An 18,420-nucleotide genomic window follows, 5' to 3' on the forward strand; every position below is an offset into this window, starting at 1 on the left:
GCTTTGCCGTCATTGCCTGGCAGGTAAAGGCTGTGGATAAGCCCTGGGCAAGTTGTCAGCAACCGATCAGGCGATTGCTCGGGAAAAATTGCTCAATAAATAGCCACTTCGATTCAGGTCACTCGAACGACCGAAAGCGGACCCGGCCTCCGGGTTTTCCCACATCTGCTGTGTGCGTGCCTGTGGAAAAGATGTGGGACCTGACCTGTACGCCATGCCTGGCAAGGCCTGCAAAGGATCGTACAAAAAATGATCAATCCACTTTCGGCTGTTTTCCACAACCCACAATAGAGCTGCATAGGGCTGTGGATAGGTTGTTCGTCTAGTGCCAGAGGCCAGAGCTGGCGCGGCTTACAGAGAATCGATCAAATAATGACCAGTTTTTCGGGATATTCCCAAGTCAAGGGATTTCTGCTGCCATCCCAAGGAGTTATCCACGTCTGTTCAGCGCCGGACTCAGCAATCGTCGCTAAAAGCCTTGTGGATAACTCTGTTGATTTTCTGTTTGGAAGCCTGTGCATGATCGATATGGCCTAGCGCAGCGTCACCTGCTGGCGCAGGCCTGCGGCGTGCAGGGTGAAGGCGCATTCCTCGAAGGTGGCCATGCGCATGCGCAGCGGCGGATTGTTGCTGTAGCCGTATTGTTCGGTGGGCATGCCGATGAAATTGGTGTCCAGCTGACTATTGCTGTTGCTGTCGTGGATGACCGATACGGCATAACGCCCGGGCGGTAGCTCGAAGCGCTGCTCCTGGGCACCCGCCTGCGCGGCGAGATGGGCCTGGGCCACCGGTGTCTTGTGCTCCTTCCAGGCCGCTTCGCTGTCGAACACCGCCAGCAGCAGCTGGCCCCCCGAGGCGTCGACCGTCTCGACCCGCACCTGCAGTTCGGCGGCGTGCAAGAGACCGCTCAGACAGAGACCAGCGACCAGCAACAGAGACTTCATGGGCATTCCTTCAGCAGGGAGAGGGCGTCAGCCGCAGCAGCTCGGCCGGCTGTTCGAAGAAGAGATCGGGGCGCTGCGCGCGCAGTGTCGCCGGGCAGCCATAGCCCCAGGCCACGGCCGCGCAGCCCAGACCGGCGCGGCGCGCGGCCTGGAGGTCGCGTAGCTCGTCGCCCACATAGAGCGCATCGGCCGGCGCGACACCCTGGCGGCGCAGCAGGCGGGTCAGGCGTCGGGCCTTGCCCAGCAGGGGGATGTCGAATTCGCCAGCGGGGAACAGACGTCCGGCCTGGGGCAGTACCTGGTGGACGGCCGCGGCGGAATTGGAGGTCGCCAGGCCCAGCTGCAGGCCGCTGGCCTGCAAGCGGTCGAGGGTGGCGGGAATCTCGGCGAAGGGCAGGACCTGATCGCCCCGCTGGGCCAGCAGCCGGCGATAGTGCCGGGCGATGCGTGGCACCTGCCAGAGAGGGATCCCCAGGCTGTCGAGCAGACCGGTCAGGGAGGCGGCGCGCAGCCGGGGCCACTCGTCGGCGGTTGGCTGGCGAAAGCCATGGGTTCGCGCCAGCTCGCCCAGGCAGCTCAGGAGAAAGGGCAGGCTGTCCGCCAGGGTGCCGTCGAAGTCGAAGATGACGTAGCGATAGCTCATGCGAGAGAGGCGCGGTGGGCGAAGGCGCCAGCGTAGCGGTCGCCTCCCGGTTTTGCCACCGCGACGGGATCCGGCAGGGGTGTCCCTGCCGGACAGGTCACACGCGGAAGCGGCGGATCTGGCCGTTGAGCTCCACTGCCAGCTCGGAGAGCTGCTGGCTGGCGGCGCGGGTCTGTTCGGCACCGGCGGCGGTCTGCACCGACAGATCGCGGATGCGCACCAGGTTGCGATCCACCTCGCGGGCCACCTGGGCCTGCTCTTCGGCGGCGCTGGCGATCACCAGGTTGCGCTCGTCGATGCCCGACACCGACTGGGCGATGGCGGCCAGGGCGGCGTTGGCCGACTGCGCCTGCTCGCGGGTCTGGCGCGCCTGGTCGGCGCTGGTCAGCAAGGCATCGACGGTCTGCCCGGTACCCTGCTGGATGCTGCCGATCATGCCTTCGATCTCGCGGGTGGATTCGCCGGTGCGATGGGCCAGGGCGCGGACCTCGTCGGCGACCACGGCGAAGCCGCGACCGGCGTCACCGGCACGCGCGGCTTCGATGGCGGCGTTGAGCGCCAGCAGGTTGGTCTGTTCAGCGACCGAGCGGATCACGTCCAGCACCTGGCTGATGTTGCGGGTCTGCTCGGCCAGCTGGCGGGCCTGTTCGCTGGCACCCAGCACGTTCTCGGTCAGCACCTCGATGGCGCCCAGGGTATCGCCCAGCTGCCGCTGGCCCTGGCGCGCGGTATCGGCGGCCTGACGCGATTCGGACGAGGTAGAGGTGGCGTTGCCGGCCACTTCGTCCACCGCCTGGCTCATCTCGGTGACGGCGGTGGCCGCCATCTCGATCTCGCTGTTCTGCTGTTGCAGGCCGTGGGCGCTCTCCTGCATGACTGCGGTCATTTCCTCGGCGGCGGAGGCCAGCTGGGTAGCGGAATGGCCCAGGTGCCCCAGGGTGTCGCGCAGATTGGTCTGCATCTGCTGCATGGCCTGCAGCAGCTGGGCGGCTTCGTCGTGACCGCGGGTGTCCAGGGTCTGGGTCAGGTCGCCGCTGGCGATGGTCCGGGCGGCGGCGACGGCCTCGGCGATGGGCCGGGTCATGCTCAGGGTCAGGCGCCAGGCCAGCAGCACGGTCAGACCCAAGGCCAGGGCGATGACCATCCAGGTAATGGAAGTAGCCTGGGCATAGGTGTCGCCGGAGTGCTGGGAGGCCGCCTTGATGTCTTCCTGGTTGATCTTGCGCAGGGCTTCGGTGCGCTCGTTCATCTGCACGCCGAGCTGGGCCATGCTGGTCTGGATCAGGCTGCGGGCCTCGTCGAGCTTGCCGGCGCCGATGAGGTCGGCCAGTTGCGCGGTGTAGCGGACATAGTCGCCATGGATCTGGCGCAGGGCATCGAAGGCCTGGCGCTCGCGATCGCTGCTGACGAGTTTTTCATAGCGACTGAAACCCGCGCCGATGTCGGCATTGATGCTGTCGATCTTCTTGCGCGTGTTGGCGGCGGTGGCGGCGTCCGGAATGGCCAGCAGGCGCAGCACCTCGACCCGGGTGCGGGCCAGTTGCAGGGCAAGGTTGTCGGCTTCGACGATGCTAGGCACGTTGTTGGTCTCGATCACCTGACCCTGGGCCCGGATCTGCGACAGTTGCAGCAGGCCGAACAGGCCCAGACTGGCGACGAGGATGGCCAGCAGGCCGAAACACAACACACTGCGAATGGCGAGGGAGAAGGAACGAAAGGTCACGGCGGCAGCCCCGGTGAAGAATGAGGCTCCCTTTAACGGCTAGGGCCGCCGTGACTTGATGGTCATTCGTCTTAAATCTGATCTTCGCGCAGAGGACGGCGACGGGCGAGCAGGGCTGGCCAGTCGCCATCCTCGATCACGGCTAGAACTGGAAGCGCCGCACCTGGCCGCTGAGGGTCGCTGCCAGCGCCGCCAGTTGCTGGCTGGAGGCGCGGGTCTGCTCGGCACCCGCCGCGGTCTGCACCGACACGTCGCGAATGCGTACCAGGTTGCGGTCGACTTCGCGCGCCACCTGGGCCTGTTCTTCGGCAGCGCTGGCGATCACCAGATTGCGCTCGTCGATGCCTGCGACCGACTGGGCGATGACGGCGAGGGCGGCATTGGCGGATTGCGCCTGCTCGCGTGTCTGGCGCGCCTGGTCGGCACTGGTCAGCAAGGCATCGACGGTCTGGCCGGTACCCTGCTGGATGTTGCCGATCATGCCCTCGATCTCACGGGTGGACTCACCGGTGCGATGGGCCAGGGCGCGCACCTCGTCGGCCACCACGGCGAAGCCACGACCGGCCTCGCCCGCGCGCGCCGCTTCGATGGCGGCGTTCAGTGCCAGCAGGTTGGTCTGTTCGGCGACCGAGCGGATCACGTCCAGCACCTGGCTGATGTCACGCGTCTGGGTTTCCAGCTCGCGAGCCCGGGCGCTGGCACCGAGGACCTGCTCGGTGAGGGCCTCGATGGCGGTAAGGGTATCGCCCAGCTGACGTTGCCCCTGAACCGCGGTATCGGCAGCCTGGCGCGAATCATTGGAGGTGGAGGAGGCGTTGCCGGCGACCTCCTCGATCGCCTGGCTCATTTCGGTGACGGCCGTCGCCGCCGACTCGATCTCGTTGTTCTGCTGTTGCAGGCCGGTGGCGCTTTCCTGCATGACCGCGGTCATCTCCTCGGCGGCGGAAGCCAGCTGGCTGGCCGAGTCGCCGATATGCCCCAGGGTCTCGCGCAACTGGCCCTGCATCTGCTGCATGGCCTGCAGCAGCTGCGCCGCCTCGTCGTGGCCACGGCTGTCCAGCGCCTGGGTCAGATCTCCCGTCGCGATGGTGCGGGCCGCCGCTACCGCCTGGGCGATGGGGTTGGCCACGCTGCGCGTCAGGCGCCAGGCCAGCAGGCCGGTGAGGGTGAGGGTTACCAGGATGGCCAGCCAGGTCACGTTGTTGGAGCGCGCATAGGCTTCATCGGCATCCGCGCTGGCGGCGTGAATGTCCTGCTCGACGGCCTGACGGAGCGTCTCTATGCAGGCGTTCATCCGCGTACCCAGCGGACCCATGCTCTGCCGCACCACCTGGCGCGCCTGGTCGAGCTGACCCGCACCGGCCAGATCGGCGATTTGCTGCACGCCCTGCATGTAGCTCTGCTGCACCTGGCGCAATTCGTCCAGCGCGGAGCGGCTCTTCGTCGACAGCAGTTCGTGCTGATAGCGGCCGAAGATGGCCTGGACCTCGGTGCTCAGGCCGTCCAGCTTCTGGCGGGTGCTGGCCAGGGTCTGGGCATCGGGCATGGCCAGCAGACGCAGGGTCTCGATGCGCGTACGGGCCACCAGCAGACTCAGATTGTCGGCCGCGATCAGGGTCGGGATGTAGCGCTGCTCCACCTGATGACCCAATTGACGGATCTCGGACAGCTGATACCAGCCGAAGAGTCCGAGCGCCGCGACGAGGACCGCCAGGATGCCAAAGCACAGCAGGTTGCGGGTAGCGATGGACAAGGATCGAAGAGTCATGACGGCCTGCTGGGAGGAGGGTTCGGAATGCGAACAGGGTCACAACTTTAGGTGATGATTTGGCGAAAAGGCTCTAGGACGGGTGCGGTAAAAGCTCGCACTACAGGAAAGGTCGGACATTTGCAGACTTCCGTGGAGCCCTTGCGGCTCCACGGAAGGATCTTCTCAGCGACTCGTCAGTCGCCGCTGACCTGACGCAGGTGCGCCGCCGGTGCTTCTTCTCCGAGGTTGTTGAGCAGCCGCTCGCTGTACCAGTCGATGAAGTTGATCACGCCGAATTCGTAAGTCTTTGAATAGGGACCCGGCTGATAGGCCTTGGAATTGATGCCGCGCTGGTTCTCCTCGGCCAGCCGGCGATCCTGGTCGTTGGTGGCATCCCAGACCTTGCGCAGGTTGACCGGATCGTAGTCGACGCCCTCCACGGCATCCTTGTGCACCAGCCACTTGGTGGTCACCACGGTCTCGGTCGGACCCAGCGGCCAGACGGTGAAGACGATCATGTGATCGCCCATGCAGTGGTTCCAGGAGTGCGGCAGGTGCAGGATGCGCATGGAGCCCAGGTCCGGGTCCTTGATGCGCCCCATGAGTTTCTTGCAGCCGGGCTTGCCGTCCATGGTCATGGACACGGTGCCGGCGAGCAGCGGCATGCGCACGATGCGGTTGCGCAGGCCGAAGCTGGCATGGGCGTAGGGGATGTTGTCGGCGTCCCAGCGACTGGTGCAGGCGGCGACCTGATCCTTGAACGCCTGGGAGGCGCGCGGATCGGTGACGTCGTCCCACTCCAGCAGGGTATTCAGCAACTCGGGATGGGAGCCGCTGCAGTGGTAGCACTCGCGGTTGTTTTCCAGCACCAGCTTCCAGTTGGCCTGCTCGACCAGGTCGGTGCGCACCGCGACCTTGGCATTCTCCATGTCGTACGGCTCCATGTAGTGCTCGAGCGTACGCAGGAAGTCGTCTATGGCCGGTGGCTCATCGGCCAGGGAGATGAAGATGTAGCCGCCGGCGGTCTTGACGTGGATCGGCTTGAGGTTGAAGTCGGCCATGTTGAAGTCGGCGCCCATCTCGCTGCCGGCGAACAGCAGGCGGCCGTCCAGCTCGTAGGTCCACTGGTGATAGGGGCAGACCAGCTTGGCGACCTTGCCCTTGTCGCTCACGCAGAGGCGCGAACCTCGGTGGCGGCAGACGTTGTGGAAGGCATGCACCTTGCCCTCGGCACCGCGGACCACCAGGATGGGATTGTCACCCAGCTGCAGGGTGATGAAGTTGCCCTTGGTGGGGATCTCGCAGGTCATGCCGGCGATCAGCCATTCCTTGCCGAAGATCTCCTGCATGTCGATCTGGAACAGGCGCTCGTCGTTGTAGAACGGCTGGGGCAGGGAGTAGGTGCGCTCGCGGGTGCGCAGCATCTCGGCCGTGGCCTTGCGGGCCGGATCGAGAGGGTCGCCCAAACTCAAGGTGCTGACGTCCATCGTACATCCTCGTGGCCACCGCGGCGGGTGGCGAAAGTGGTTGGTCACGGTACTGCAAGGCTATTGGCCGACGGGGCAGGGCCGCCGAATGACCCTAGGTTTCGCCCGTCGCGCGCTATTCAGGTTCGGCTTGGGGCGGAGTGTGGGGCCGGAGCCGGGAGGGGGCCTTGCTCATGGGCGACATGGCCGACGCTGTTCACGACGCCCCAGCCCTTGCCACTGCTGGGCCGGTCGCCATCGACATGTGGATGTCGCGATTGGGAAAGTGGCGGTCGTGGGGCCCTCCCAGAATCGCCGCCAATAGCCCCAGTGGCAGTCGAGGTGCGTCATGAATACCTTCCTCAATCCCGTAACCACCCAGACCTGGACCAATGGCCGCCACCCCGTGCGCTGCGTCAAGGTCATCCAGGAAACCTGGGACGTACGCACCTTCTGCTTCACCGCCGAAATCCCGCTGATGTATTTCTTCAAGCCGGGCCAGTTCGTGACCCTGGAGCTTGAGATCGACGGCCGCCAGGTGATGCGCTCCTACACCATCTCCAGCTCGCCCTCGGTGCCCTACAGCTTCTCCATCACCGTCAAGCGCGTGCCGGGTGGCCAGGTGTCCAACTGGCTGCATGACAACCTCAAGGTCGGCGACAACCTGGCGGTGCACGGTCCGGTCGGGCTGTTCAACGCCATCGACTATCCCGCCGACAAGGTGCTCTACCTCTCCGGCGGCGTCGGCATCACCCCGGTGATGTCCATGGCGCGCTGGTTCTACGACACCAACGCCAGCGTCGACATGGTCTTCGTGCACAGCGCCCGGACCCCGCGCGACATCATCTACCAGGGTGAGCTGGAGCACATGGCCGCGCGGATCGACAACTTTGCCCTGAACCTGGTGTGCGAGCGCACCGAGCACGGTGAGTCCTGGGCCGGTTTCCGCGGCTACTTCGACCGCCGCATGCTGGAGCTGATGGCACCGGACTTCCGTGAACGCGAGATCTTCTGCTGCGGCCCCACGCCCTACATGAATGCCGTCAAGGCCATGCTCCGCGAGCTGGACTTCGACATGACCCGCTACCACGAGGAATCCTTTGGCGCGACGCCGCCGGAAGCCAAGGTCGAGGCCGCCGAACAGGCCGAAGCCGCAGCCGACCTGCCGCCGATTCCCCTGGAAGCCCAGTGCCTGATCTCCTTCACCGAGAGCGACAAGAGCGTCAGCATCGGCCCGGGCGAAACCATCCACGGCGCCGCGGCCAAGCTCGGCCTGCACATTCCCAAGGCCTGCGGCATGGGCATCTGCGGCACCTGCAAGGTGCTCAAGAAGAGCGGCGAGGTGGTCATGGACCACAACGGCGGCATCACCGAGGAAGACGAAGCCGAAGGCTACATCCTGTCCTGCTGCAGCATTCCGCAGGGGGATGTGCAGATCGAGTTCTGAGGGCGTAGGTTGGGTTGAGCGCAGCGAAGCCCAACACACCAAAGCGCCAGCTTGAGCCCTGTAGCGTGGACAACGGCGCAGCCCTGTCCACACTCCTTCACCCGCTAGACTCTAGGCCGGCTGCCGCTCGCCGTAGCGCTGCTCCAGATAGGCGATGATGTCGTCCGACTCGTACATCCATACGCTCTGGCTGCCTTCGTCGATCCGCAGGCAAGGCACCTTCACCCGACCACCGCCCTGTTCCAGCTCGGCGCGCAATTGCGGGTCCTTCTTGATGTCCTTGAGGCGGATCGGCAGGTTCAGCCGATGCAGCGCCCGCCGCGTCTTCACGCAGAAGGGACAGGCCTGGAACTGGTAGAGCGACAGATTCGCCAGCTCCGCCTCGATGGCCGCCTGGGCCTGCTCAGGGCGCTGGAGCTTGCGCGGCCGGGTTACCAGATCCAGGCCGACGATCACCTGGCCGAGGCCGTTGCGTAGCAGATTGATCAACGGGATTCACCTTGAGGGGTCGTTCGAGCCGGGCAGTTTACCCTATCGTCCCAGGGCTGCCGCTCCGCCAGTCGTTACGGAACGTCACCCGCAGCGCAGCGCTCTACAAGAGGGATTAATTCCTCAATGGAGACCTGTTGCATGCCGCTGTCTTCCGCAGAGCGCGAAGCCTTTCGCCAGCTCGCTGCCGATCTTCCAGGTGTCGATCTTCCGGTCTATGAACAATTCGCCAAGGACCCGCTGGACCCCATCATCGGTCTGGGCGATCCCGATGCGCCCCTGGGCTTCTTCGGTCGCGATCCGGGGCGGGACGAGGTGAAGTATGGCGAACCCTTCATCGGCAGCGGCGGCCAGATCGCCCGCAAGGTCCTCTACAAACACCTGCACGGCCAGCCCCCGGCCGACTTCGAAGCCACCCGCAGCCTGAGCCAGCAGTTCTTCTGGGCCAACACCGTGCCCTACAAGCCGCTCGGCAACAAAGCCTGGTCGGAACGGGTGAAAAAGACCTTCCACCCCCTGATGCGCCGCCTGCTGATAGAGCATTGGCATGGCACCCAGCTCATCACCCTCGGCCGCGAAGCCTTCCTCTGGTTCGGCATCGGCCAATCCAAGGAAGAGCGCGCGCGCCTTGAAGCCTTCTGGAAAAGCGAAGATCGCTTCGAAAGCAGCATCGAGGTTTCCCTGGAAACGGAGGATGGCACGCGCAAGACGCTGACGCTCTATCCACTGCCGCACCCGTCGCCGTTGAATCAGACGTGGTATACGAGGTTTCCGGGGTTGTTAGAAAGTAGAATAAAAAAACTCGTATAGGGTTATAACGTAAGCGTCCGGCGAAATCACCTTCCGAACTCCCGCTTTAAGGGCGAGCGATTCACTACTACAGTTCTAGCCGGGCAGGCTCAAGTGCAGCAAGGGGAAGGGGCGGCCCTCGCCATCCAGCGGAGAACGACCTGTTTGAACAAACCCGTAATGTAAATAGAACCCTACCGCTTCAGGGTTCTGTTCATTCACATCAACACTCATCTGACTGCGCAAACTGCGGGCATGATCCAGCAGTGCGCGGCCAATCCCTTTCCCTCGAAGATCTGGTTCGATGAAGAGCATCTCTACGTGGTTTTCATTGAGCCCGATGAACCCTAGCGGGCAGTCCTCGGCATCTACCGTAACCCATAATTCAACAGCGGGTAGGTAAATATCGCGGAGCTGAGGAAGCAATGCCTGGATATCGGATTCTTGCAGGAAGTGATGTGTGGCGCGAACGGAGCGCAGCCAAATGTTGAGCAGTTGCGGATGGTCGGCGTTAGTAGCCTGACGAATGATCATAGAATCATCCTTTACACTTGATATCGGAAATGAGGCGCGCTAGTAGATAGTGACCGTAAAAGTGTCGGCAACTTGTATGACCGCTTCGCGAGTTAACGCCTGGGCGGTTCACGGCAGAGGTAGCCGGAAAGGAGGGAGGAAGGACGATACTGGGAGGCTTTGGGAGTGTCAAAAAAAGTTACGGAAGGGAATGGTGGAAGCATACCTGACAGATGGTGGCCGGGCCGGTAGGGATCTCACGCGGGACGCTAGAACCGGATGATGTCAGGAGCTTACGGTGACTTACCCGGACGCTTACGTTATAACAAGATTCTTATGCCATCTTGGATGCCGAAATAAAAGGGTTCTGGTCTTTTGTATGCTCCTTGTTTGGGGTAGGTCTAGGTACCTTTCTTATAGGGTTTTTAGGAAAAACCCAGATTGAAAATCGCTTGAGGGCGAGTATAGAGCACGAGTATTCAAAGGATTTGGAATGCATCAAGGATGAGATAATTAGAGATCAAGTCAAGGCCATCGAAGAGTTAAAAAGAGAAATTCAAATCAGAGATAGAGCCGCAAAGATTGCTGATCTTTTATCGGAGTGGTTTTCATGTCCGGAGAGCCGAAAAAAGCTAAATTTGCTGACTTTCGAAGCTTTTTTGTGGCTTCCTGATGAAATTCTTGAGGACCTCTCTGCAGTGCTTTCACATTCTCCAGATGCGCCTGATGTCAGACAGGTCTTAAGCAAAGTAAGAAAGCATTTGCTAGAGCCTACAAATTTAGGCCCAGGAAAACTTATAATTTTCAAGGATGATGCTAGTAAATGTTCTTGCAAAAATGACCAAAAATTAAAAATTTTTTAAACACTCCTCTAAATAGTTTTAAAAGCATTAGATTCAATAGCTAAAGCCACCCATATTCCGCCATCGACAAGGGCTCTCCATCCCCGACGATGAAATGATCCAGCACCCGCACATCGACCAGTGCCAGCGCATCCTTCAGGCGCGTGGTGAGCAGGCGGTCGGCCTGGCTGGGTTCGGCGATGCCGGAGGGGTGGTTGTGGGTGAGGATGACGGCGGCGGCGTTGTGGGCGAGGGCGCGCTTGACCACCTGGCGGGGGTAAACGCTGGCGCCGTCGATGGTGCCGTGGAACAGAGCTTCGAAGGCCAGTACCCGGTGACGGGTGTCGAGGAACAGGCAGGCGAAGATCTCGTGGGGTTCGTGGCGCAGGCGGGCCTTGAGATAGTCGCGGACCTGCTGGGGGCTTTCCAGCGCGGAGTCGCGCCTGAGACTTTCGGCCAGGTGGCGGCGGCCCATTTCCAGCACCGCTTGCAGCTGGCTGTACTTGGCCGGGCCGAGGCCGAGGTGGGCGCTGAAGGCGGCGAGGTCGGCCTCCAGCAGGGCCCTCAGGCTGCCGAATTCCCCGAGCAGCTGGCGGGCGAGGTCCACCGCGGTTTTGCCAGCCACGCCGGTGCGTAAAAAGATAGCCAGCAGTTCGGCGTCGGTGAGGGCCTGGGCGCCCTGTGCCAGCAGTTTCTCCCGCGGCCGTTCCTGGGCCGGCCAATCCTTGATGCTCATGGGGCGCTCCCTGTCTGGCGGGGCGCCTGCGTCCTGCAGGCGCTGTGCTATCTTAACCGGATCATTCGCGGGTGCGCGCAGGCCTCGATTGGCCGTGCGATGCCCGTTCTAGACGGTTCAAGAACGGAAAGGCTATATGCAGCGGCTCCATCGTAAACGCATCGTGCTGGGCGTCGGAGGTGGCATCGCCGCTTACAAGAGCGCCGAGCTGGTGCGCCGCCTCAAGGATCAGGGTGCCGAGGTGCGGGTGGTACTGACCCGCGGCGGACGCGAATTCATCACGCCGCTGACCCTCCAGGCACTGTCGGGTCTGCCGGTGCATCTTGATCTGCTGGACCCGGCCGCCGAAGCGGCCATGGGGCATATCGAGCTGGCCCGCTGGGCCGATCTGGTGCTGGTCGCGCCGGCCACCGCCGATGTCATGGCGCGCCTGGCCCAGGGCGTGGCGGACGATCTGCTCACGACGATAGTGCTGGCCACTGATGCCCGGGTCGCCCTGGCACCGGCCATGAACCAGGCCATGTGGCGCGATCCGGCCACCCAGGCCAATGCCGAGCTCCTACGCAGCCGTGGCATCAAGCTGTTCGGCCCGGCCAGCGGCAGCCAGGCCTGTGGCGACGTCGGCCCCGGCCGGATGCTGGAAGCCACCGACCTTGCCCAGCTCGCCGCCGACTGCTTCCAGCGCCTCGACCTGACCGGTCGCCATGTGGTCATCACCGCGGGCCCGACCCAGGAAAATATCGACCCGGTGCGCTACATTACCAACCACAGCTCCGGCCGCATGGGCTTCGCCCTGGCGGAAGCGGCGGCGGAGGCGGGCGCGCGCGTCAGCCTGGTGAGCGGCCCGGTGCATCTGCCGACCCCCGATCGCGTCGAGCGCATCGACGTGATCAGCGCCCGCGACATGCTGGCCGCATGCGAGGCGCTGATGCCCTGCGACGTGCTCATCGCCTCGGCGGCGGTGGCGGACTATCGCCCCGAGGTCATCGCGCCGCACAAGCTGAAGAAGGACCCCACCCGCGGTGACGGTCTCCTGCTGGAGCTGGTGCGCAACCCGGACATCCTCGCCACCCTGGCGGGGCGCCCGAATCGGCCCTTCAGCGTCGGCTTCGCCGCGGAAACCCAGAATCTGCTGGAGTACGCCCAGCGCAAGCTGCGCGACAAGAATCTCGACCTCATCGTCGCCAACGACGTGGCCAATCCGGCCATCGGCTTCAACAGCGAAGACAACGCGGTCACCGTGATCGACCGTGGCCTGCACGAGATCCGCTTCGAGCAGACCAGCAAGGGCAAGATCGCCCGCCAGCTCATCGCTCTGATTTCCACCCATCTCAAAGATACCGCCCAGAACCATGCATAGCCTTCAAGCCAAGATCCTCGACCCGCGCCTGGGGCGCGATTTCCCGCTGCCGTCCTACGCCACTCCCGGTTCGGCCGGCCTCGACCTGCGCGCCATGCTGCAGGAGGATCTGGTGCTGGAGCCGGGGCAGACGGTGCTGATCCCCACCGGGCTCGCCATCCATGTGGCCGATCCGTCGCTGGCGGCGCTGATCCTGCCGCGCTCGGGCCTGGGCCATAAGCACGGCATCGTGCTGGGCAACCTGGTTGGCCTGATCGACTCGGACTACCAGGGCGAGCTGATGGTGTCCTGCTGGAATCGCGGCCAGACCACCTTCACCGTGAGCGTGGGCGAACGTATCGCCCAGCTGATGCTCGTACCTGTGGTCCAGGCGCACTTCGATATCGTCGAGAGCTTTACCGAGACCGAGCGGGGCGCTGGCGGCTTCGGACACTCCGGTACCCGCTGACGCCAGACACGCAAGGCGCGCCGTGACATAAAGGAGAAGAACGGCATGGCAAGGGGCAAGAACGGCAAGGATGTGCGCAAGGCGGCCCCGCGGGCCGCGGCTTTGCCCGGCCTGGGCGCGGGGCTGCTGCTGGCGCTCGCCGGCCTGCTGCTGGCCGCGCTGCTGCTGTGGTTTCTGGTGTTGCAGCCGCAGGGCGCGCGCAACCAGGAGCAGCAGGCGGACCAGGCGCTGCAGGCCCAGGCGGCCTCCCTCAATCAGCTGCTGGTTGGCCTGACCCGGCGGCTGCAGGGCGTCGCCGGGGATGCCCTGGTGCTGCAGGCCCTGCAGGGCGACGACCCGGCGGTGCGGGCGGCGGCCGAACGCCAGCTGCGCGAGCGCCTCGGCGTGGTCGATGTCCTGGTGGTGCCGGCCGGCATGCGCCAGATCGAAGACGATCGCCCCGGTCCCCTCAACTATGCCGCCCTCGATCTGCTCAAGCGCCTGGAAAGCGGCCAGCGGACCCCGCCGGAAGCCTATCGCGTGAGGGATCGCTGGCTGGTCTACAGCGCTCAGCCCATCCGCCGCGGCGATCAGCTGCTCGGCAGCGCCGTGCTGGTGGAAGCACTGCCGGACGTCTTGCAGAGCTGGGCCACGCCGCCGGCGAATGTCGGCCAATGGCGCCTGCTGCAGCAATTCCCCGGCAGCAGTGTGCAGGTGCTGGCCAGTGGCGGCAGCCCCGGTGATCCGGCGCTGATGCGGCGGCTCGCGACCGGCAGTCCGCTGTGGACACTGGAGCTGGCACCCGCCGCCGAGGCCGGTGCCGATACGCCCCTGGGTATTCCGCTGGTGGCGCTGCTGCTGGCGCTGTTTGGCGTGCTGACGGGCTTTTGGCTGTTTTCCCGGGAGCTGTCACGCCGGCTCCGTGACGACGTCCGCAGTCTGACGGCCTATGCCGAGGAACTTGAATCCAATCAGATAGCCAAAAGCCCGACTTTGCGCCTGGCGGTAATGGAACCCGTGGCCAAGTCGACGGCCCGATTGGCCGGCCGATCGGCCGGGTCGTCGCCGGACCTATATGCTGCGGCACCTAGCGATGCCGTGGCCAAGACCCTGGCGGAGTTTGCCGACAGAGGCCGCGCTCAGCAGAGCGAGCCGCTGTTCCAGACCACCGACATCCTCGATATCAGTATCCTCGACGAAGACCAGGATCTCCTGGGATTGGAGAAACCCCCGATGAGCACTACCCCGCAAGCCCCCCAACTCAACGCCAGCATCTTCCGCGCCTACGACATCCGTGGCGTGGTGGGTGACTCCCTGACCGCCGAAGCCGCCTACTGGATCGGGCGCGCCATCGGCTCGGAGAGCCTGGCGCGTGGCGAGCCCAACGTGGCCGTCGGCCGTGACGGCCGCCTGTCCGGCCCCGAGCTGGTCGCCCAACTGATCAAGGGCGTGGCCGACAGCGGCGCCAATGTCAGCGATGTCGGCATGGTGCCGACCCCGGTGCTCTACTACGCAGCCAATGTGCTCGAAGGCAAGTCCGGCGTCATGCTGACCGGCAGCCACAATCCGCCGGACTACAACGGCTTCAAGATCGTCATCGCCGGCGAGACCCTGGCCAACGAATCCATCCAGCGCCTGCGCGAGCGCATCGAGACCGGCGACGTGGCCAGCGGCCAGGGCCAGATCAAGCAGGTCGACGTGCTCAAGAGCTACGCCGACTACATCCGCAACGACGTGGTGCTGGCCAAGAAGCTCAAGGTGGTGGTGGACGCCGGCAACGGTGTCGCCGCGGTCAATGCCCCCCAGCTGATCGAGTCCCTGGGCTGCGAGGTCATCCCGCTGTTCTGCGAGGTGGACGGCAACTTCCCCAACCACCATCCGGATCCGGGCAAGCCCGAGAACCTGGAAGACCTGATCGCCAAGGTCAAGGAAACCGGTGCCGACCTGGGCCTGGCCTTTGACGGCGACGGCGACCGCGTCGGCGTGGTGACCAACGAAGGCAAGATCATCTATCCCGACCAGCTGCTGATGCTGTTCGCCAAGGACGTGGTCTCCCGTAATCCGGGCGCCGACATCATCTTCGACGTCAAATGCACCCGCCGCCTGAACAACCTCATCGCCGGCTACGGCGGTCGTCCCATCATGTGGAAGACCGGCCACTCGCTGATCAAGAAGAAGATGAAGGAAACCGGCGCTCTGCTGGCTGGCGAGATGAGCGGCCACGTGTTCTTCAAGGAACGCTGGTTCGGTTTCGACGACGGCATCTACAGCGCCGTGCGCCTGCTGGAGATCCTCAGCCAGGAGAAGAACAGCGCCCAGCAGGTGTTCGACACCTTCCCGGTAGACATCTCCACCCCGGAGATCAATATCCAGGTGACCGAAGAGAGCAAGTTCGGCATCATCGAGACCCTGCAGCGCGACGCCCAGTGGGGCGATGCCCAGATCACCACCCTGGACGGCGTTCGCGTCGATTACCAGAACGGTTGGGGTCTGGTGCGTGCGTCCAACACCACGCCGGTGCTGGTGCTGCGCTTCGAGGCGGAAACCCTCGAGGAGCTGGAGCGCATCAAGACGGTGTTCCGCAAGCAGCTGCTGGCGGTGGAGCCGGATCTGAATCTGCCGTTCTGACCTCGGGTCAGCGGTAGCACAGAGGGCGCCTAGGCGCCCTTTGTCTTTTCTTAGTCGACCTTGAGAGGTGAGCCATGACCCTGAGCCGCGAGGATGCCTCGCACGTCGCCGAGGTGCTGTCCGAGGCGCTGCCCTATATCCGCCGGTTCGTCGGCAAGACGCTGGTGATCAAGTACGGCGGCAACGCCATGGAGAGCGACGAGCTCAAGGCCGGTTTTGCCCGTGACATCGTGCTGATGAAGGCGGTGGGCATCAACCCGGTGGTGGTGCACGGCGGCGGTCCGCAGATCGGCGACCTGCTCAAGCGCCTGTCCATCGAGAGCCACTTCATCGACGGCATGCGTGTCACCGACGCCCAGACCATGGATGTGGTGGAGATGGTCCTGGGCGGCCAGGTCAACAAGGACATCGTCAACCTGATCAACCGCCATGGCGGCAAGGCCATCGGCCTGACCGGCAAGGATGCGGGCCTGATCCGCGCCACCAAGCTCAAGGTCAGCCGGCAGACGCCGGAGATGACCAAGCCGGAGATCATCGACATCGGCCATGTTGGCGAGGTCACCGGGGTCAACATCGACCTGCTCAACATGCTGGTGCGCGGTGACTTCATCCCGGTCATCGCGCCCATCGGCGTGGGTCCGGAGGGCGAGTCCTACAACATCAACGCCGACCTGGTGGCAGGCAAGGTGGCCGAGGCGCTCAAGGCCGAGAAGCTGATGCTGCTGACCAACATTGCCGGCCTGATGGACAAGCAGGGCCAGGTGCTCACCGGGCTGTCCACCGAGCAGGTCAATTCGCTGATCGCCGACGGCACCATCTACGGCGGCATGCTGCCGAAGATTCGCTGCGCGCTGGAGGCGGTGCAGGGCGGGGTGCAGAGCGCCCACATCATCGACGGCCGGGTGCCCAACGCGGTGCTGCTGGAAATCTTCACCGACGTCGGCGTCGGTACGCTGATTTCCAACCGCAAGCGCTAAGCGCTTTCGCCCGGACCAAAAACGGCGCCCCAGGGCGCCGTTTCCATTGCTGGCCCGGACTTACTGCTCCCAGCTGGCCTTGGGTAGGGTCAGGCCGTGCTGGCCATTGTAGGCCGCCCGCTTGGGCGACTCCCAGCCCTGCAGCAGCGCCTCCTCGACCCGGTAGATCTCCACCCCCAGCGGACGGCAGACCCTGAGCGGGTCCTCGGCATCGGGACCCCACATTGCCAGGGACAGATCGCCGCCCGGGCAGGTGGACAGGGCGCAGAGCACGTCGATCTCGGCGAAGAATTCCAGGTAGTCGCCGGGATTGGCCGGGCAGGCCTTCATGAAGTACAGGTCATCGTGGTTGAGGCCGGTGCACTGGAAGATGTTCAGCACATCGTGGACATCGAATTCGGTGAGGCCGTGGGGCAGTACCGCACGGGTCAGATTCGAATGGCAGTGGTGGTGGAAATCCTCGCCGGTGAGCATCTTGTTGACGTAGGGATCGCAGCGGGTGCCGAGCAGGTCATGCAGGCGGCCGCCATGTTCGTCGATGCCATAGCCCGCCAGGCTGTCGTCGGTGATGGTCAGCAGCGGACGCAGGAAGGGCAGGTTGGACCAGAGCCGGTCGTAGGTGCTGACGTGGGCACCCTGCAGTTGCCGGGTGCGCGCGGCCCACATCCGTTCGCGGGGATCCTCGGCGTTCCAGACGTTGAAGTCGCCGACCTGAGGCCCGTGCGGGGTGGTGACGCGGAACAGATGGCCGGCGGGGACCTTCCAGGCGCGACCGGTACGGATCGGGATCTCGAATTGCTCGATCAGGGTGCGTCCGTCCTTGCGTTCACGCAGCCGATCATAGAAGGCCTGATCGACCTGCAGGGCGGAGCCCTGGGTGGACTGGTAGGCAGCGGGGTAGTCCTTGTACATGGGAGGTCTCCTCGGTCAGAGCGGCCTGGCTGCGCTGAGCAGATCCAGCAGCCGGTTTTCGGAATCGTCGAGATAGCTGGCCATGGCATCGCCCGCCGCCTGGCGGTGCCCGGCGGCGAGCAGGTCGTGGATCTGGCGGTCGCGGGCTATCCAGGGCCGCTGGAAGTGCTCCTCGTCGGGCGCGAGGGAAAACAGCAGGCGCATCTGGGCGGCGACGGTGGCGAAGAATTCATCGAACAGCGGACTGCGCAACAGGCCGACGATGTGCTGATGGAAATGCAGGCTATGGGTGCCAAGAGCGCGCCAGTCTTCGCGCGACTGCGCCAGTTCGGCTGCCTCCAGGGCATCCAGCATCCGATCGGACTGGTATTCGCGCAGCGGGCGGCTGGTGAGGATGGCCTGCAGTTCCAGGGTGCGACGCACCTGGAAGATGTCGCGCACCTCGGCCAGGCCCAGGCGCCGCACCATGACCCCCTTGTGGCGAACATAGGTGGCCAGGCCCTCGCGATCCAGCTGGTGCAGGGCTTCGCGGATGGTGTTGCGCGAGGCGTTGTAGGCCTTGACCAGCTCACCCTCGACCAGCGCGGTACCGGGCAGCAGGCGGCCGCCGATGATGTCTTCGCGCATCTCCAGCAGCAGTTGAGCCCCCAGGGACAGCTCGCCCGCATTCTTGCCACTCATGGGTCTTCACGCTCGATTGTTCAACAATGTGTTGGAAACGAGCTTGCACGGCGTGTGCCAGAAATTAGCGGGGAGATTGAGGAAGTCCGTCGC

At 64.2% G+C, this 18,420-nt stretch carries 17 protein-coding genes and 1 pseudogene; 7 read left to right on the top strand and 11 right to left on the bottom strand.

Going from position 1 to position 18,420, the window contains the following annotated elements:
* Positions 1–533: 533 nt before the first annotated feature.
* From QE444_RS03135 to gbcA, 6 genes and pseudogenes are all read right to left on the bottom strand, one after another.
* Positions 534–944 (bottom strand): DUF2141 domain-containing protein, encoded by a 411-nt coding sequence (locus QE444_RS03135; protein WP_280310056.1) that lies wholly within the window; start codon positions 942–944, stop codon positions 534–536.
* Between the two features lie 10 nt (positions 945–954).
* Positions 955–1,587, bottom strand: a complete 633-nt coding sequence (locus QE444_RS03140) for an HAD hydrolase-like protein (RefSeq protein ID WP_282286081.1) — start codon at positions 1,585–1,587, stop codon at positions 955–957.
* 97 nt (positions 1,588–1,684) lie between these two features.
* Positions 1,685–3,310: a methyl-accepting chemotaxis protein gene (locus QE444_RS03145; protein ID WP_309737331.1), complete on the bottom strand. Its 1,626-nt coding sequence runs from the start codon at positions 3,308–3,310 to the stop codon at positions 1,685–1,687.
* A gap of 142 nt (positions 3,311–3,452) precedes the next feature.
* Entirely contained in the window at positions 3,453–4,508 is a 1,056-nt protein-coding gene (locus tag QE444_RS23485) for a methyl-accepting chemotaxis protein (protein WP_405046456.1), read from the bottom strand.
* Positions 4,509–4,538: 30 nt separating this feature from the next.
* Positions 4,539–5,078 (bottom strand): annotated as a pseudogene (locus QE444_RS23490) (MCP four helix bundle domain-containing protein); the annotation flags it as partial.
* A 176-nt stretch (positions 5,079–5,254) separates the two neighbouring features.
* Entirely contained in the window at positions 5,255–6,547 is a 1,293-nt protein-coding gene (gbcA, locus tag QE444_RS03155) for a glycine-betaine demethylase subunit GbcA (RefSeq protein WP_187980785.1), read from the bottom strand.
* A gap of 328 nt (positions 6,548–6,875) precedes the next feature.
* Here gbcA and QE444_RS03160 point away from each other — a divergent pair, with 328 nt between their 5' ends.
* A complete protein-coding gene (locus tag QE444_RS03160) occupies positions 6,876–7,973 on the top strand; it encodes a hybrid-cluster NAD(P)-dependent oxidoreductase (protein WP_187980786.1) in 1,098 nt (365 codons plus the stop codon).
* A 111-nt stretch (positions 7,974–8,084) separates the two neighbouring features.
* Here the strand turns inward: QE444_RS03160 and QE444_RS03165 are convergent, their stop codons facing one another.
* Complete coding sequence (locus QE444_RS03165) at positions 8,085–8,462, bottom strand: glutathione S-transferase N-terminal domain-containing protein (protein ID WP_158890691.1); 378 nt, start codon at positions 8,460–8,462, stop codon at positions 8,085–8,087.
* Positions 8,463–8,603: 141 nt separating this feature from the next.
* Here QE444_RS03165 and QE444_RS03170 point away from each other — a divergent pair, with 141 nt between their 5' ends.
* Complete coding sequence (locus QE444_RS03170; protein ID WP_309737333.1) at positions 8,604–9,272, top strand: uracil-DNA glycosylase family protein; 669 nt, start codon at positions 8,604–8,606, stop codon at positions 9,270–9,272.
* A 75-nt stretch (positions 9,273–9,347) separates the two neighbouring features.
* Here the strand turns inward: QE444_RS03170 and QE444_RS03175 are convergent, their stop codons facing one another.
* The gene (locus QE444_RS03175; protein WP_309737334.1) at positions 9,348–9,785 is read right to left on the bottom strand and encodes an acetyltransferase; all 438 of its coding nucleotides are present in this window, start codon (positions 9,783–9,785) and stop codon (positions 9,348–9,350) included.
* Between the two features lie 323 nt (positions 9,786–10,108).
* Here QE444_RS03175 and QE444_RS03180 point away from each other — a divergent pair, with 323 nt between their 5' ends.
* The gene (locus QE444_RS03180) at positions 10,109–10,627 is read left to right on the top strand and encodes a hypothetical protein (RefSeq protein WP_309737336.1); all 519 of its coding nucleotides are present in this window, start codon (positions 10,109–10,111) and stop codon (positions 10,625–10,627) included.
* Between the two features lie 40 nt (positions 10,628–10,667).
* Here QE444_RS03180 and radC read toward each other — a convergent pair whose 3' ends face one another.
* The gene (gene radC, locus QE444_RS03185) at positions 10,668–11,342 is read right to left on the bottom strand and encodes a DNA repair protein RadC (protein WP_309737337.1); all 675 of its coding nucleotides are present in this window, start codon (positions 11,340–11,342) and stop codon (positions 10,668–10,670) included.
* A 136-nt stretch (positions 11,343–11,478) separates the two neighbouring features.
* Between radC and coaBC the strand changes: the two genes are divergently transcribed.
* The 4 genes from coaBC (at position 11,479) to argB (ending at position 16,734) form a co-directional block, all read left to right on the top strand.
* Positions 11,479–12,702, top strand: a complete 1,224-nt coding sequence (gene coaBC / locus QE444_RS03190; RefSeq protein WP_309737338.1) for a bifunctional phosphopantothenoylcysteine decarboxylase/phosphopantothenate--cysteine ligase CoaBC — start codon at positions 11,479–11,481, stop codon at positions 12,700–12,702.
* The gene (gene dut / locus QE444_RS03195) at positions 12,695–13,150 is read left to right on the top strand and encodes a dUTP diphosphatase (RefSeq protein WP_208693289.1); all 456 of its coding nucleotides are present in this window, start codon (positions 12,695–12,697) and stop codon (positions 13,148–13,150) included. Before coaBC ends, dut begins: the two co-directional genes overlap by 8 nt.
* Positions 13,151–14,362: 1,212 nt before the next feature.
* Entirely contained in the window at positions 14,363–15,757 is a 1,395-nt protein-coding gene (gene algC, locus QE444_RS03200; RefSeq protein ID WP_218568701.1) for a phosphomannomutase/phosphoglucomutase, read from the top strand.
* 74 nt (positions 15,758–15,831) lie between these two features.
* Positions 15,832–16,734, top strand: coding sequence for an acetylglutamate kinase (gene argB / locus QE444_RS03205; protein ID WP_133860148.1), 903 nt, complete (start codon positions 15,832–15,834; stop codon positions 16,732–16,734).
* Between the two features lie 60 nt (positions 16,735–16,794).
* Here the strand turns inward: argB and QE444_RS03210 are convergent, their stop codons facing one another.
* Together QE444_RS03210 and QE444_RS03215 are read right to left on the bottom strand one after the other, a co-directional pair.
* On the bottom strand, positions 16,795–17,646 hold the full coding sequence (locus tag QE444_RS03210; protein WP_309737339.1) for a DUF1989 domain-containing protein: 852 nt from the start codon (positions 17,644–17,646) through the stop codon (positions 16,795–16,797).
* A gap of 15 nt (positions 17,647–17,661) precedes the next feature.
* Entirely contained in the window at positions 17,662–18,327 is a 666-nt protein-coding gene (locus tag QE444_RS03215; RefSeq protein WP_309737340.1) for a GntR family transcriptional regulator, read from the bottom strand.
* Positions 18,328–18,420 lie beyond the last annotated feature (93 nt).

Source organism: Pseudomonas sp. SORGH_AS_0199 (assembly GCF_031453735.1).
GTDB lineage: Bacteria > Pseudomonadota > Gammaproteobacteria > Pseudomonadales > Pseudomonadaceae > Chryseomonas > Chryseomonas aestiva.

Excerpts from the sequence above, each read along its gene's own strand:
- dut (WP_208693289.1), top strand. The coding sequence starts at position 12,695 with ATGCATAGCCTTCAAGCCAAGATCCTCGACCCGCGCCTGGGGCGCGAT.
- QE444_RS03215 (WP_309737340.1), bottom strand. The coding sequence starts at position 18,327 with ATGAGTGGCAAGAATGCGGGCGAGCTGTCCCTGGGGGCTCAACTGCTG.
- QE444_RS03135 (WP_280310056.1), bottom strand. The coding sequence starts at position 944 with ATGAAGTCTCTGTTGCTGGTCGCTGGTCTCTGTCTGAGCGGTCTCTTG.
- QE444_RS03175 (WP_309737334.1), bottom strand. The coding sequence starts at position 9,785 with ATGATCATTCGTCAGGCTACTAACGCCGACCATCCGCAACTGCTCAAC.
- QE444_RS03160 (WP_187980786.1), top strand. The coding sequence starts at position 6,876 with ATGAATACCTTCCTCAATCCCGTAACCACCCAGACCTGGACCAATGGC.
- coaBC (WP_309737338.1), top strand. The coding sequence starts at position 11,479 with ATGCAGCGGCTCCATCGTAAACGCATCGTGCTGGGCGTCGGAGGTGGC.
- QE444_RS03170 (WP_309737333.1), top strand. The coding sequence starts at position 8,604 with ATGCCGCTGTCTTCCGCAGAGCGCGAAGCCTTTCGCCAGCTCGCTGCC.
- radC (WP_309737337.1), bottom strand. The coding sequence starts at position 11,342 with ATGAGCATCAAGGATTGGCCGGCCCAGGAACGGCCGCGGGAGAAACTG.
- QE444_RS03210 (WP_309737339.1), bottom strand. The coding sequence starts at position 17,646 with ATGTACAAGGACTACCCCGCTGCCTACCAGTCCACCCAGGGCTCCGCC.
- gbcA (WP_187980785.1), bottom strand. The coding sequence starts at position 6,547 with ATGGACGTCAGCACCTTGAGTTTGGGCGACCCTCTCGATCCGGCCCGC.
- argB (WP_133860148.1), top strand. The coding sequence starts at position 15,832 with ATGACCCTGAGCCGCGAGGATGCCTCGCACGTCGCCGAGGTGCTGTCC.
- QE444_RS03140 (WP_282286081.1), bottom strand. The coding sequence starts at position 1,587 with ATGAGCTATCGCTACGTCATCTTCGACTTCGACGGCACCCTGGCGGAC.
- algC (WP_218568701.1), top strand. The coding sequence starts at position 14,363 with ATGAGCACTACCCCGCAAGCCCCCCAACTCAACGCCAGCATCTTCCGC.